The 13,404-nt window shown below is 71.4% G+C and carries 18 protein-coding genes; 10 read left to right on the top strand and 8 right to left on the bottom strand.

The window, feature by feature from the left end; translation table 11 throughout:
* Window positions 1-308: 308 nt before the first annotated feature.
* Genes ABZE72_RS11865 through ABZE72_RS11855 form a run of 3 tightly spaced genes read right to left on the bottom strand, consistent with a single transcriptional unit; the run spans window position 309 to window position 2,888 of the window.
* A complete protein-coding gene (locus ABZE72_RS11865) occupies window positions 309-536 on the bottom strand; it encodes a hypothetical protein (protein ID WP_372729239.1) in 228 nt (75 codons plus the stop codon).
* Window positions 537-560: 24 nt separating this feature from the next.
* Window positions 561-1,334, bottom strand: coding sequence for an SDR family NAD(P)-dependent oxidoreductase (locus ABZE72_RS11860; protein ID WP_372729238.1), 774 nt, complete (start codon window positions 1,332-1,334; stop codon window positions 561-563).
* A 9-nt stretch (window positions 1,335-1,343) separates the two neighbouring features.
* Window positions 1,344-2,888, bottom strand: a complete 1,545-nt coding sequence (locus ABZE72_RS11855) for a molybdopterin-dependent oxidoreductase (protein WP_372729237.1) — start codon at window positions 2,886-2,888, stop codon at window positions 1,344-1,346.
* Window positions 2,889-2,933: 45 nt separating this feature from the next.
* Between ABZE72_RS11855 and ispF the strand changes: the two genes are divergently transcribed.
* The 3 genes from ispF to ABZE72_RS11840 are packed head-to-tail and all read left to right on the top strand — an operon-like array spanning window position 2,934 to window position 4,386.
* A complete protein-coding gene (gene ispF / locus ABZE72_RS11850; RefSeq protein WP_372729240.1) occupies window positions 2,934-3,419 on the top strand; it encodes a 2-C-methyl-D-erythritol 2,4-cyclodiphosphate synthase in 486 nt (161 codons plus the stop codon).
* Window positions 3,406-3,681 (top strand): hypothetical protein, encoded by a 276-nt coding sequence (locus ABZE72_RS11845; RefSeq protein ID WP_372729236.1) that lies wholly within the window; start codon window positions 3,406-3,408, stop codon window positions 3,679-3,681. The genes ispF and ABZE72_RS11845 overlap by 14 nt, the downstream gene beginning before the upstream one ends.
* A 33-nt stretch (window positions 3,682-3,714) precedes the next feature.
* Complete coding sequence (locus tag ABZE72_RS11840) at window positions 3,715-4,386, top strand: 2-C-methyl-D-erythritol 4-phosphate cytidylyltransferase (protein ID WP_372729235.1); 672 nt, start codon at window positions 3,715-3,717, stop codon at window positions 4,384-4,386.
* On the opposite strand, the gene ABZE72_RS11835 is transcribed toward ABZE72_RS11840, so the two are convergent.
* Window positions 4,343-4,942 (bottom strand): 2-C-methyl-D-erythritol 4-phosphate cytidylyltransferase, encoded by a 600-nt coding sequence (locus ABZE72_RS11835; RefSeq protein WP_372729234.1) that lies wholly within the window; start codon window positions 4,940-4,942, stop codon window positions 4,343-4,345. The two genes, ABZE72_RS11840 and ABZE72_RS11835, sit on opposite strands and share 44 nt — an antisense overlap.
* 82 nt (window positions 4,943-5,024) lie before the next feature.
* On the bottom strand, window positions 5,025-5,510 hold the full coding sequence (locus tag ABZE72_RS11830; protein ID WP_372729233.1) for a CarD family transcriptional regulator: 486 nt from the start codon (window positions 5,508-5,510) through the stop codon (window positions 5,025-5,027).
* A gap of 202 nt (window positions 5,511-5,712) precedes the next feature.
* Here ABZE72_RS11830 and ABZE72_RS11825 point away from each other — a divergent pair, with 202 nt between their 5' ends.
* The 3 genes from ABZE72_RS11825 (at window position 5,713) to ABZE72_RS11815 (ending at window position 7,899) form a co-directional block, all read left to right on the top strand.
* A complete protein-coding gene (locus tag ABZE72_RS11825; RefSeq protein ID WP_372729232.1) occupies window positions 5,713-6,546 on the top strand; it encodes a UbiA family prenyltransferase in 834 nt (277 codons plus the stop codon).
* A gap of 79 nt (window positions 6,547-6,625) precedes the next feature.
* On the top strand, window positions 6,626-7,153 hold the full coding sequence (locus ABZE72_RS11820; RefSeq protein WP_372729231.1) for a hypothetical protein: 528 nt from the start codon (window positions 6,626-6,628) through the stop codon (window positions 7,151-7,153).
* Window positions 7,154-7,155: 2 nt separating this feature from the next.
* Window positions 7,156-7,899, top strand: a complete 744-nt coding sequence (locus ABZE72_RS11815) for a phosphoglyceromutase (protein WP_372729230.1) — start codon at window positions 7,156-7,158, stop codon at window positions 7,897-7,899.
* Between the two features lie 62 nt (window positions 7,900-7,961).
* Here the strand turns inward: ABZE72_RS11815 and phoU are convergent, their stop codons facing one another.
* Window positions 7,962-8,618, bottom strand: coding sequence for a phosphate signaling complex protein PhoU (gene phoU, locus ABZE72_RS11810; protein ID WP_372729229.1), 657 nt, complete (start codon window positions 8,616-8,618; stop codon window positions 7,962-7,964).
* A 120-nt stretch (window positions 8,619-8,738) separates the two neighbouring features.
* On the opposite strand from phoU, the gene ABZE72_RS11805 reads away from it, so the two are divergent.
* Genes ABZE72_RS11805 through ABZE72_RS11790 form a run of 4 tightly spaced genes read left to right on the top strand, consistent with a single transcriptional unit; the run spans window position 8,739 to window position 11,917 of the window.
* Window positions 8,739-9,869, top strand: a complete 1,131-nt coding sequence (locus ABZE72_RS11805) for a sensor histidine kinase (protein WP_372729228.1) — start codon at window positions 8,739-8,741, stop codon at window positions 9,867-9,869.
* Window positions 9,866-10,543 carry a response regulator gene (locus ABZE72_RS11800; protein ID WP_372729227.1) on the top strand — a complete coding sequence of 226 codons (678 nt, stop codon included), beginning with the start codon at window positions 9,866-9,868 and terminating at the stop codon, window positions 10,541-10,543. The genes ABZE72_RS11805 and ABZE72_RS11800 overlap by 4 nt, the downstream gene beginning before the upstream one ends.
* A gap of 53 nt (window positions 10,544-10,596) precedes the next feature.
* Window positions 10,597-11,538, top strand: coding sequence for a DMT family transporter (locus tag ABZE72_RS11795; RefSeq protein ID WP_372729226.1), 942 nt, complete (start codon window positions 10,597-10,599; stop codon window positions 11,536-11,538).
* Between the two features lie 28 nt (window positions 11,539-11,566).
* Window positions 11,567-11,917, top strand: a complete 351-nt coding sequence (locus ABZE72_RS11790) for a DUF1304 domain-containing protein (protein ID WP_372729225.1) — start codon at window positions 11,567-11,569, stop codon at window positions 11,915-11,917.
* 16 nt (window positions 11,918-11,933) lie between these two features.
* Here the strand turns inward: ABZE72_RS11790 and ABZE72_RS11785 are convergent, their stop codons facing one another.
* Together ABZE72_RS11785 and ABZE72_RS11780 are read right to left on the bottom strand one after the other, a co-directional pair.
* Window positions 11,934-12,692 carry a FliA/WhiG family RNA polymerase sigma factor gene (locus ABZE72_RS11785; RefSeq protein WP_372729224.1) on the bottom strand — a complete coding sequence of 253 codons (759 nt, stop codon included), beginning with the start codon at window positions 12,690-12,692 and terminating at the stop codon, window positions 11,934-11,936.
* 184 nt (window positions 12,693-12,876) lie between these two features.
* A complete protein-coding gene (locus ABZE72_RS11780) occupies window positions 12,877-13,290 on the bottom strand; it encodes a hypothetical protein (protein WP_372729223.1) in 414 nt (137 codons plus the stop codon).
* Window positions 13,291-13,404: the final 114 nt, after the last annotated feature.

Below are 13,404 nucleotides of genomic sequence, written 5' to 3'. Positions count from 1 at the left end.
CGCCGCGTCCGCCAACGACTCGGTCGAGTGCATCCCCGCCCACGCCACCGCGGCCTGCAGCAAGTTCGCCTCGGCAACGTCGGCGACCGACCGCTGACCTCGCGCGAAGTCGAGCACCGCAGCAGCGGTGTCCACGTCGGCGAGCGTCTCGGTCATGGATCAATTCCAGCAGCGAGCACCGACAGTTTGGCCGCCAGAACCGGCCGATCTTCCACCATCTGGACAATGGATTTCCCGGGGCTCGTTCCAGCCGCGGCGTCAGCTCAGCGGGCAGCGGATGGTCGGTGCATCGCAGGCCGATCGGACCCTCACGAAAGGTCTCCCGCGTGCGCCAGTGCTTGTTGATCGACCTCGACGGAGTCCTCCGCCTGTGGGACACGGAGCGTGACGCCGCCCTCGAGCGACGGCACCACCTGCCCGAGGGAAGCATCCTGCGGGCGGCCTTCGGCGACGGCTCCGTGCTCCATGAAGCGGTGACCGGCCGCATCACGGACGAGCGGTGGCGTGCCGACCGGCCGCACGGGCGTCACCAGCACTGCGCGTCCTGCCCCCCCACCCCCTCAGACCCCGTACCCACCATCCACGTCGAGCTTCTGACCGGAGATGAACCCCGCCCGATCCGAGGCGAGGAAACAGACCGCCTCCGCGATGTCGGTCGCGGTGCCGAAGCGCCGCAGCGGGATGTTCCGGCGGGTGACCGCCAGGGCCTCCTCGCTCAGCTCGCCCGAGTCGATCAGCCGCGCGGCCATGCCGTCGGTCAGCATTCCCGGCCCGACCGCGTTGCACCGGACGCCGAAGCGCCCCTCCTCGGCCGCCAGGGCACGCACCAAGGACTCCACCGCGGCCTTCGGCGCCGACGACAGTCCGTCGCGCACGGGGTAGCGGGCGGTGGCGGCGGTGGTCACCGCCACCACCGACCCCTGGCTCGCGCGCAGGTGCGGCAGGGCGGGGTGGACGACGTTGAAGAAGCCGGCCGCATCGGCGGCCAGCTGGGCCGCCATGATCACCGGCGGCACGGTCGACAGGTGGGTCATCGGCACCGGAGGGCCGGCGGCGTAGACCAGCGTGTGCACGCCGTCGTACGTCGTGGCGACCTCCTCGACCAGCTCGGCGCAGTGCACGTCCGAGGTCAGGTCGAGCTCGTGCGCCGAGGCCCGGACTCCCCACTCCCGAGCCGTCTCCGCGGCGGCCTCCCCGGCCTCGCGACGCGTCCGGAAGGTGAGCGCCACGTGCGACCCTCGACTCGCGAGCAGCCGGGCCACCGCCAGGCCGAGACCCCCACTCCCCCCGACGACGAGGGCGACACCGGTGCGGTCGTGGAAGTCAGCGGTCATCGGCAGGCCTCAGGCTTTCGTCGCGGTGAAGTCCCGAGCATGCCACCCGGTGGCGCCGTCGGGGAGCACGTCCTGTTCGACGCCGGTCTGCACGCGGCCGGTCTTGTCGATCGCCCGCACTCGGACCACGTGGTCGCCGGGCTCGACCGTGACGGTCGCCGCCCACTGCACCCAGGTGTCGTCGCTGGGAGCGCCACCGACCTCGGCCGGCTGCCAGGCACCCCCGTCGACGGCGACCTCCACCGCACGGATCCCGGTGTGCTGGGCCCACGCGGTGCCACCGACGCGGACCTCGCCGGCCAGCACCTCGGCGCCCGAGCGCGGCACCTCGACCCGGGACGACATCTTCACCGGACCCCGCTCGCCCCAGCCGCGCTGGGTCCAGTAGGCCTCGATCCGGTCGAAGCGGGTGACCTCGTAGTCGACGACCCACTTGGTCGCCGAGACGTAGCCGTAGAGCCCGGGCACGATCGTGCGGACCGGGAAGCCGTGGTCGATCGGCAGGGGCTCGCCGTTCATCGCGACGGCGAGCAGGGCGTCACGCCCGTCGGTCATCGCCGCCAGCGGGGTGCCGCAGGTCCAGCCGTCCTCCGAGGTCTGCAGCACCGCGTCGGCGTCCGGGTGCACGCCGACCTCGGCGAGCAGGTCGGCGATCCGGACCCCGCTCCACCAGGCGTTGCCGATCAGCGGCCCGCCGACCGGGTTGGAGACACAGTTGAGGGTGATCCAGCTCTCCGTGAACCGGCGAGCCACCAGCTCCTCGTAGGAGATGACCAGTTCACGGTCGACCATCCCGTGGATGCGCAGCTGCCAGTTCACCGGCTCGATCGTGGGCACCACGATCGCGGTGTGGATCCGGTAGAAGTCCGCGTTCGGGGTCATCCAGGGCGAGACGCCCTCCACCCCCACCCGCACCTCGGCCGGCACCACGGCAGGCGTCGTCCCGTTCAGCCGGAGCAGCCGTCGGGTCTCCTCCACGTGTCGGCGCCCCCGACCGACCACCTGGCCGACGACCGCCGCCGTCGCGGCGACCGTGGTGATCACTGCGCCGCGAATCAGGACCGAACGTCGGGTGCTCGCCCCCAGCGTCGGCTCGGCCGTGCCGGCCTGCTCGGCCGCGACGGCCCGGCGCATCGGTTCGGTCAGCAGTGACAGGGTGATCAACCAGGTGACGAACCCGACCGCCACCGGCAGCAGGTCGGCGGCCGCGGCACCGCGCTGCACCATCACCGCCACCGCCCCGAACGCCGCCAGTGCGCCGTACACGATCGCGGGAGCCCACCATGCTCGTGCGGCGAGCCGACCGGCGTACGCGAAGAGGCCGAGGGTGATCAGCAGCACCATCGCCACGAGGAAGGGCTTGTCGGCGGTGCCGAGCAGCTCGATGGCCCACTCGGCCACCGCACCCGGGGTCAACCGGATCACGAGCTCGGCGACCGCGACGACCGGCGACTCGCGGATCGTCATCGCCATCGCGACGAAGTAACTGGTGGCAAGCCCGGCCACGCCGGCAGCCACACCGGCCAGCAACCACGGACCTCGGGATGTCCTCACAGCCCCGATTCTGTCTCAGGCATGCTTACGGGCGTGTCCCCACGCCTGAATCTGCCCCGTACCGGCATCGGTACCGATGTCCACCGCCTCGTCGACGGCGCCCCGATGCACCTCGCCGGCCTGACCTGGCCCGACGAGCCGCAGGGCCTGGAGGGCCACTCGGACGCCGACGTGGCCGCCCACGCGGCGTGCGACGCCCTGCTGTCCGCGGCCGCCCTCGGCGACCTGGGCTCGAACTTCGGCACCGCCGAGCCCGAGTGGGCCGGCGCCTCGGGCGTCACCCTGCTCGGCGAGACCGCACGCCGCGTGCGCGCGGCCGGATTCGAGATCGGCAACGTGGCCGTCCAGGTGGTCGGCAACCGTCCCCGGCTGGGCGCACGTCGCGCGGAGGCGGAGGCCGCCCTCTCGGCAGCGATCGACGCCCCGGTGAGCCTGAGCGCGACGACCACCGACGGCCTCGGCCTGACCGGTCGCGGCGAGGGCATCGCCGCCATCGCGACAGCACTGGTGGTCACCGATGCGGAGCAGTGACGAGGTGGCCGACCACGACGACCTCTCGGCACACGTGGACGAGGGACCGACTCGCCTGCTGCCCACCGGCCCCGGGGCGGTCCTGCCGCCTCCGGCCGAGCAGGAGCCCGCGTTCTTCATCGACCGCGCCGGGGACGCCCTGGCCCGCCAACCCCGGGTCCTGGCCCGGCGCGCGGCCGAGATCCCACCCCACCTGCAGGCCGTCCTCGCCGCGATCGCCGCGATCGTGCTGCTCATCGTCATCGCCGCACTCGCCGCCTGAGCCCCGCCCCCGGACCGTCCGTAGACTCCGCCCATGCCCGCTGCCGTCGTGATCCTCGCCGCCGGCTCGGGCTCCCGGGTGGGGGCCGGCGTGAACAAGGTGCTGCTCCCGCTGGGCGACGCACCCGTGCTGGCCTGGTCGCTGCGCACCGCGCTGGACCTGCCCGACGTACGACGGGTCGTGGTCGTGGTCCGCCCCGACGAGCGCGACGAGGTGGGTGCAGCGCTGGCGCCGTTCCTGGGCGACCGCGAGGTCACCCTGGTCGACGGAGGAGCCACCCGGCACGCCTCGGAGTGGCAGGCGATCCGCACCCTGGCCCCCGAGATCGAGTCCGGGGAGGTCACGGTCGTGGCCATCCACGACGGAGCCCGGCCGCTCGCGAGCGCCGCCCTGTGGGCGCAGACGTTGGCGGCCGCCGCCGAGCACGGCGGCGCCATCCCGGTGGTCGAGCTCGCGGGGTTGATGCGACGGTCGGCCGAAGCCGTGACCCGAGCCCTGGCCGGGGTGCAGACCCCGCAGGCCTTCCGCGCTCCCGAGCTGCTGACCGCCTACGGACAGGCGTCTCAGGACGGGTTCGAGGGCACCGACACCGCCGCGACCCTCGAGCGCTACACCGACGTGGCCATCGCCGCGATCCCGAGCGGCCCGGGCAACCTCAAGATCACGTTCCCGGAAGATCTCCGGCTCGCCACTCACCTCGGGTGAGCCCCTCCAGCACCCGGATCTCCTCGTCGTCGCCGACGCGACGCCCCTCGGGCGGCGCGAGCCGCAACTCCACCGGATGAGCGGCCCGCAACGTCGCGACCAGTTCGACGAAGTCCAGGGACGGGAACCCGTCGAGCCCGGCGACGACCCGGGCCGGCAGGACGACCGGCGAGGCGACCTGGACCAGGTCGGCCCGGTCCACCGTGGCGCCGACGAAGCCGTCGTCGATCTCCTTGACCGTGTCGGTGACCGGACGCACGGCCACCACGATCCTGTCTTGCTCGACCGCCGTCGCCACGCAGTCGGCGATGAACGACGCGGGCGTCATCGGACAGAGGGCGTCGTGCAGCACGAAGGGCTCGTCGGCGTCCACGATCCCGGCCCAGTTGGTGCCGATGTCGACCGGCATCACGCCGGCCTCGCCGAGCGCCCAGGAGGCGCACGCCACCAGGGCCTCGCCGTGGATCAGGTGGAAGGGAAGGGAGCCACGGCCCTCCTCCACCACCGAACCGAGGGCGGGTGGGCGGTGCTCGGCGTCGTACTCGTCAGCGCTCATGTCCCCTCCAACGTAGGGCGTGGGCGCTCCGAAATGCACGCAGCCCCCGGGGTGGACCCGGGGGCTGTGTGTCAGCTGCTGATCAGGAGGCGAGGACCTCGTCGAGGATGGCCTCGGCCTTGTCCTCGTTGGTGTGCTCGGCGAGCGCGAGCTCGGAGACGAGGATCTGACGCGCCTTGGCCAGCATCCGCTTCTCGCCGGCGGACAGGCCGCGGTCCCGCTCCCGGCGCCACAGGTCACGGACGACCTCCGACACCTTCATGACGTCGCCACTGTGGAGCTTCTCGAGGTTCGCCTTGTAACGACGCGACCAGTTGGTCGGCTCCTCGACGTGAGCCGCTCGGAGAACGTCGAACACGCGGTCGAGGCCCTCCTTGTCGACCACGTCTCGCACGCCGACCAGATCGAGGTTGCAGGACGGGACGCGAACGACCAGGTCCTGCTGAGCGACAATCCGGAGTACGAGGTACTGCCGGTCCTCTCCCTTGATGGTCCGCATCTCGATGTCTTCGATGACAGCGGCTCCGTGATTCGGGTAAACAACCGTTTCGCCGACGGTGAAAGTCATGTGTGAGGTACCCCTTCCTAGGTGACCATTCTAACACGTCCTTCCGGCGGCCCATTTCGCGTTTGCGCAGGTCAGAGGCGCAATCCCGGCTTGACAGATCGCCGTTGCGTATGGTGGGCGGCATCCGGCGGACTCGCGGGCACCTACCTCGACGCGCCCCCATGAGCGACGCGGAAGCCTCCGGTGGTTGATACTGCGAGACATGGCAACGACCAAGCGTTCAGGCAACGAGCACTCCGAATCGGACGCCACCTCGGGCATCGTGGGCGCCGACGAGACCGCAGTGCCCGCCCCGGGGTCGACGCCGTCCGGGGAACGCAGACGCTCGCTGCGCGAGCTCGGCCCGGTGCTGCTCTGGCGCGCCGCGCACCCCCGCCAGGCCCTGGTCACCGCGGCCGCCGTCGCGATCGCCGCCGCGATGACCGATCGCGCTCCGCGAGAGATCGTCCTCGTCTTCGCCACGGTCGTGGTGGGGCAAGCCATCCTCGGCTGGCACAACGACCTCACCGACCGCCGCCGCGACCTCAAGCACGAAGCCCGCAACAAGCCCCTGGTCCAGGGGCTGCTGGACCCGGGCACGGTGTGGTTCGCGGTGACGGTGGCGGTCCTGCTGGTGATCCCGCTCTCGATCAGCAGCGGGGTGACCGCCGGCAGCGCCTACCTGCTCTCCCTGGCCGCAGGGCTGCTGGCGAACGTCGTGCTGCGGACCGGCCCGCTCTCGTGGCTGCCGTGGGCCGTCTCCTTCGGCCTGCTCCCCGCCTACCTGTCGTACGGCGGCTGGGGCGGTGGGCAGGTGGCCGGGGATCCCCCGACCCTGCTGATGACCCTGCTCGCCGCAATGCTCGGCGTCGGCGTGCACTTCCTGCGGGCGCTGCCCGGTCTCGTGGCCGACCACGCGGACGGCTACCGCCACCTGCCGCTGCAGCTGGCCCTGAAGCTCGGGGCGACCCGGGTGCTGGTGATCTCCTCGCTCTACACCGCCGCGGTCGTGGTCGCGATGCTCGTCACGGGCAGCACGGTCGGACTCAGCCGCTGAGCCGGCAGTGGGACCGCTAGGCTGTGCCCCTGCCCCCGTACCTCTGGGTGACCGTCGACGACCTGCGAAGGCCTTGAACATGTACTTCCGCCGCAACACCGCGCTCGCCCTGAGCGCCCTCGTGCTCGCCGCCCCCGCCCTGTCGTCGTGCGGCTTCAACTACGCGACCGACATCGACTACACCCCGGCCGCCGGGGTGCACAACCGCGACGCCGTCGTGGACGTGCTCGGGGCCGTCGTGGTCTCGGCCCAGGACGGCTCGGGAACCTTCATCGCCTCGCTGTCGAACAACGACCAGCGCGAGCCGATGACGTTTGACTTCCTCGCCGGTTCCGGTGGGACCACGCTGACGGCGGAGGAGTTCGAGGCGATCTCGATCGCTCGCGGAGGGTTCGTCAACCTCGCCGAGGAGGGCGGCATCGAGTTGACCGGGGAGTTCGGCGCGGGCGACTTCGTCCCGCTGACGGTCGGGTTCGGCAACGGTGAGCGGGTCACGCTCCAGGTGCCCGTCGTCGACGACTCCGGCATCTACGACGGCCTCGACTCGTCCGGCAACCCCGCCGACGACGAGGACGACGCGGCCACCATCGACGAAGCCGGCGAGTGACCATGACGTACACCCTGATCCTGCTCCGCCACGGCGAGAGCGAGTGGAACGCGAAGAACCTCTTCACGGGCTGGGTGGACGTCGACCTCACCGAGAAGGGGCGCGCCGAGGCGATCCGCGGTGGCCAGCAGCTGGTCGCTGCCGGTCTGCTCCCGGACGTCGTGCACACCTCGCTGCAGCGCCGCGCCATCACGACCGCAGCGCTCGCCCTGGACGCGGCCGACCGCCACTGGATCCCGGTGCGCCGCTCCTGGCGCCTCAACGAGCGCCACTACGGCGCCCTGCAGGGCAAGGACAAGAAGCAGACGCTCGAGGAGTACGGCGAGGAGCAGTTCATGCTCTGGCGGCGGTCCTTCGACACCCCTCCCCCGCCGCTGGCCGACGATGCCGAGTACTCCCAGGTGGGCGACCCCCGCTACGCCGACCTCGGCGACGAGATGCCGCGCACCGAGTGCCTCAAGGACGTCATCGCGCGGATGCTGCCCTACTGGAACTCAGCGATCACCGACGACCTGCGGGCCGGCTCCACCGTGCTCGTCGCCGCCCACGGCAACAGCCTGCGCGGAATCGTCAAGCACCTCGACCAGATCGACGACGACACGATCGCCGGCCTCAACATCCCCACCGGGATGCCGCTGGTCTATCGGCTCGACGAGGACCTGCGCCCGACCGTCGCGGGCGGGGAGTACCTCGACCCCGAGGCCGCGGCTGCCGCGGCGGCCGCCGTGGCCAACCAAGGTCGCTGACCCGACCTACGACCGCCGAGCCCCGCCCGCAGCCGCAGCCGCGGTCGCTCAGTTGCCGGTGATCAGTTGTCGGCGCGGGCCGGGTTGTGCCCGGTGACGACGAAGACGACCCGGTTGGCGACCGAGACCGCGTGGTCGGCGATCCGCTCGTAGTACCGCCCCAGCAGGGCGATGTCCACGGCTGCCTCGACACCGTGCTCCCAACCATCGCTCAGCAGTTCGGTGAAGCTGGTGCGTCGCAGCTGGTCCATCACCTCGTCGTCGCGACCCAGGGCGATCGCCGCCTCGACGTCGCGGCGGGTGATGATCGAGGAGACCCGGCAGACCATGTCCTCGGCGACCTCGCCCATCCGGGCCATCGTCGGCTGCACCTCGGTGGGCACGGCGACGTTCGGGACCCGCAGCCGGGCGATCTTGGCGACGTGGACCGAGAGGTCCCCCATCCGCTCGAGCTCGGAGACCATGCGCAGCGCGGAGACGATCGTGCGCAGGTCGCCGGCGACCGGCTGCTGCAGCGAGAGCAGGGAGAACGCCTTGTCCTCGACCTGCTCACGGGCACGGTCGATCTCGGCGTCGCCGCTGATCACCCGCTCCGCGGTGTCGGGGTCGCCGGTCATCAACGCCTCCGTGGCGAGCGCGACCGCGCGCTCGACCTTCTCGCAGATGCCCGCGAGGTCGTGGAAGACGGAATCGAGCTGTTCATGGAAGGCCTCACGCATGCGCCCACCCTAGAGGGTCCACGTGTCCGGACGGGGTCAGGCGGTGAACGAGGAGTGAACAGTCGCGACGTCGGGGCTCCGGACGCGAATCGCACCTGAACTCCTGCGTACGATCGCGGCGTGAACCCAACCACGCAGGCGTTCCTGGCCGCGCTCATCGGCGCCGTCGTCGCCGGCGCAGCAGTGCTGGCGTGGCACGTCAGCGACCGTCAGCAGCAGCGACCGACCACGGCCGAGGACCCGGTCGTCCCGCCCGGCGTCGCCACCGTCCTGTCGGTACTGCGCAGCAGCGCCGTCGTCGTCGACGCCGGGGACGTCGTGGTCAAGGCCTCGGCGCCGGCGTACGCGATGGGGCTGGTCAAGGGGGCGGACCTGGCCTCCCGGGAGCTGGCCGACCTGGTGCAACAGGTACGCCGCGACGGCCAGATCCGCGAGATCGAGATCCTGATGCCACGACCCGGAACCCCCGCCCGGCACGTGACCGCCCGGGTCGCCCCGCTCGGCTCCCGACTGGTCCTGGCGCTCCTCGAGGACCGGACGCGCGAGCGCCAGGTCGAGGCGGTACGCCGCGACTTCGTCGCCAACGTCAGCCACGAGCTCAAGACCCCGGTCGGCGCGATCCGGCTGCTGGCGGAGGCCGTGCACGACGCCGCCGAGGACCCCGAGGCCGTCCAGCGCTTCGCGGGACGGATGCTCACCGAGAGCGACCGCCTCTCCCGTCTGGTCCAGCAGGTCATCGAGCTCTCCCGCCTGCAGGGCGACGACTCCCTGGAGGCACCGATGGTGGTGAGCGTCGACCAGGTGATCCGCACGGCCGTGGACACCAGCGCGATCGACGCCGACTCCCGGCGCATCGCGATCGCCACCGGCGGCGTGACCGGCCTGGAGGTCTTCGGCAACGAGGAGCAGATCACCGCCGCGGTGGCCAACCTGGTCGCCAACGCCGTCTCCTACTCCGAGCCGGACTCGACCGTGCTGGTCACCACGAAGGTCGACGACGCGGCCGTCGAGATCTCCGTGGTGGACCAGGGCATCGGGATCCCCACCGACGAGATCGACCGGATCTTCGAGCGGTTCTACCGCGTGGACCCCGCCCGCCACCGCTCCACCGGAGGCACCGGCCTGGGCCTCTCGATCGTCAAGCACGTGGCCGCCACCCACGGTGGCGACGTGCGGGTGTGGTCGGTGGAGGGTCAGGGGTCTACGTTCACCTTGTCCTTACCCCGCAGGAACCAGGAGGCAGACCGGTGACCCGGGTACTCGTCGTCGAGGATGAAGAGAGCTACAGCGACGCGCTGGCGTACATGCTGCGCAAGGAGGGGTTCGAGGTGGCCATCGCCGCCACCGGCCCCGACGCGCTGACCGAGTTCGAGCGCAACGGCGCCGACATCGTGCTGCTCGACCTGATGCTGCCGGGGCTGCCCGGCACCGAGGTCTGTCGGCAGATCCGGCAGACCTCCAGCGTCCCGGTGATCATGGTCAGCGCCAAGGACGACGAGGTCGACAAGGTGGTCGGCCTCGAGCTCGGCGCCGACGACTACGTCACCAAGCCGTACTCCCCGCGCGAGCTGGTCGCCCGGATCCGCGCGGTGCTGCGCCGGGGGCACGAGGCCGACGTCTCGTCGCCCACCCTCGAGGCCGGCCCGGTGCGGATGGACGTGGAGCGCCACATCGTCACCGTCGACGGCCACGAGCAGCGGCTGCCGCTCAAGGAGTTCGAGCTGTTGGAGATGTTCCTGCGCAACCCCGGTCGGGTGCTCACCCGGGGCCAGCTGATCGACCGCGTCTGGGGCTCCGACTACGTGGGCGACACCAAGACCCTCGACGTGCACGTGAAGCGGTTGCGCGCCAAGCTCGAGCCCGACCCCAGCGAGCCCAAGTTCCTCGTCACCGTGCGCGGCCTCGGCTACAAGCTGGACCTCTGAGCGGCGACCGAAAACCGCGTGGCAGGCGCGCCGGCGATCCGTAGGCTTGCGCGGTGAGCACCACCACCCTCCCTGCGAAGACCGGCCCCGGCGCCGAGCCCACCCACACGTGGCTGCCGCTCGCGGCGGTGGCCGTCACGCTGGTGCTGTGGGCGTCGGCGTTCGTGGCGATCCGGCACCTGGGCGAGGAGTTCACACCGGGCGCCCTCTCGTTGGGCCGGCTGCTGATCGGCGCCCTGGTGCTGGGCGTGGTGGCACTGGGGCGCGGCGTCCCGCACCCGTCGGCCGCCGACCTCCGCTCGATCGTGGTGATCGGGGTGCTGTGGTTCGGCGTCTACAACGTGGCGCTCAACGCCGGTGAACGTCGCATCGACGCCGGCACGGCCGCGATGCTGATCCAGGTCTCCCCGGTGCTGATCGCCCTGTTGGCCGCACTCTTCCTGCGCGAGCGGTTCACGCTCCACCTCGCGGTCGGCCTCGCCCTCGCCTTCGGGGGTGTGGCCCTGATCGGGCTCTCCACCTCCTCCAGCGGCGAGCACGACGTGCTCGGTGTCCTGCTGTGCCTGCTCAGCGCGGTGGTCTACGCGATCAGCGTGATCCTGCAGAAGCCGCTGATGGCCCGCCACCCAGCCGTGCACATCACCTGGCTGGCCTGCACGGTCGGCGCGGTGGTCTGCCTGCCGTTCGCCGGCGACCTGGTCCGGCAGACCGCGGATTCCTCGGCCGGCTCGATCCTGTGGATCGTCTACCTCGGGATCTTCCCCACGGCGATCGCGTTCACGACGTACGCCTACGCGCTGACGCACATGAGCGCCAGCAACCTGGGCGTCACGACGTACCTCGTCCCGCCACTGACGATCGCCATGGGCCTGCTGCTCCTGGACGAGGCACCGCCCACGATGGCCTACGCCGGCGGCGCGCTCGCCCTGGTCGGGGTGGCGGTGGCCAGGCGCAAGAAGCGCAGCGTGCCGACCCGTCCAGTCCTCCCCGCCTGAGAGCGGCGATACCTGCCACACTGCGGCCGTGACCATCGCTGCCAACGTCCTGGTCGGCCTCGTCGCTGCCCTGCACGTCTACTTCCTCGTCCTCGAGATGTTTCTCTGGACCACCCCAACCGGCCGCCGGGTCTCCGGCCTGACCGCCGAGTTCGCCGAGGCCAGCAGGTCGCTCGCCGCCAACCAGGGCCTCTACAACGGCTTCCTGGTCGCCGGGCTGGTCTGGGGCATGGTCGCGGGGCGCGACGACGTCACGATCTTCTTCCTGCTCTGCGTGATCGCCGCCGGCGTCTTCGGCTCCCTGACGGTCAGTCCGCGGATCCTGTTCGCGCAGGGAGCGCCCGCCGTGCTGGCCCTGGGCGCCGTACTGCTCTCCTGATCCGCGTACGACGCTGCTAGCCGGCCATCGCCATCTGGAGCCGGGAGCGCAACGCCTTCGTCGCCCGGGAGCGCAGCTGACAGACGCGGGACTCGGTGATCCCGAGGACCAGACCGATCTCGCCGAGAGTCAGTCCCTCGAAGAAGTACATCGCGATGATGATCCGGTCCCGTTCGGGCAGCTGGTGCACGGCCGCCATCAGCAGTTCGCGGGTCTCCTGGTCCTCCAGGGCGTCCTGGGTGCCGGGCAGCTCGATCAGGTCCTCGAGCTCGTCGAGCTCCTCGCTGGAGGCGTGGTCCACGAAGGTCGACTTCTGGCAGATCTCGCGCAGCGCGGTCACCGTCAGCCCGAGCTCCTCGGCGACCTCGGTCTCCAACGGGGTCCGGGCCAGCCGGTGCTCCAGGTCGGTCCGGGTCCGCTCGACCTCGCGGAGCTGGCGTCGTACCGACCGGGGCACCCAGTCGACGGCCCGGATGCCGTCGATGATCGCGCCCCTGATCCGCGGGACGGCGTAGGTCTGGAACTGCAGGCCGCGCTCGGGCTCGAACTTCTCGATGGCGTCCATCAGGCCGATGATCCCCTCGGAGACGAGGTCCTCGTGCTCGACGCTGCGAGGCAGTCCGGCGCGGACCCGGCCGACGACGTACTTCACCAACGGCGAGTACTGCAGGACCAGGCGGTTGCGCAGATCGGGGTCGGCACTGCGCTTGTAGGTGAGCCACAGGCCGTCGACCTCGTCCACGGTCTCCGAGGGGGCGGGGGAAGGCAGCGACACGACGACTCTGGGTGCTCCCGAAATGGACGGTACGCCCGACATGGGAGGGGAGGGATCGGGGGAAGGCATGGCGGCAGACGACCTTTCATCAGCCCCACCACGCCCCGGTGCACATGTGTAGCGGTCCGGCGGCAACGGTGTCACTACGCCGCGCCGCACGGGTCGACCGTGATCGACCGACATGTCAGTCATCGAGGAAGGAGAGCTCGGCCAGCACGCGGCGGAGACGCTCGTGGTCGTCGGTCACCACCGGGGCCGGAGCCGGAGCCGGTCGGGCCGGGACGGAGGCCAGGGTGGAGCCGGACGGGGCGGCGAGCGCGCGCCCGAGGGTGGCGGTCGCGGCGGGCACGGGGGCGATCGGGGCGACCTCGGGCACGGGCGACGACTCGACGGCGGCCACGGGAGCGGCGGACCGGTCCTCGGCGGCGGTCGGCACGATGCCGAGGATCACGCGGGTCAGGGCCGCGAGGTCCTGGTGGAGCTCGGTCGGCACGGCGCGCCGGGTCACGGCCGGGCTCGGCGACATCCGCGGGGTGGTCGGGTGGGGCGAGGCGGAACCGCGGGGGGCGCGGGCGCCATACCAACTCTGAATGCTCATGTGGTCCTACTTCGGGGAGAAAGGCCCCAGGGGACGACCCCCCGCGTGAGCGGAGGGCCGTCCCCGAAGGTGCTTGGGATGTGTCGGATGCTGCGGGTCGAACGGTCCGTCAGG

This window comes from Nocardioides sp. (assembly GCF_041600255.1).
GTDB lineage: Bacteria > Actinomycetota > Actinomycetes > Propionibacteriales > Nocardioidaceae > Nocardioides.
The sequence above is the reverse complement of the archived record's forward strand: the minus strand, read 5'-3'. Positions and strand labels throughout refer to the sequence as shown.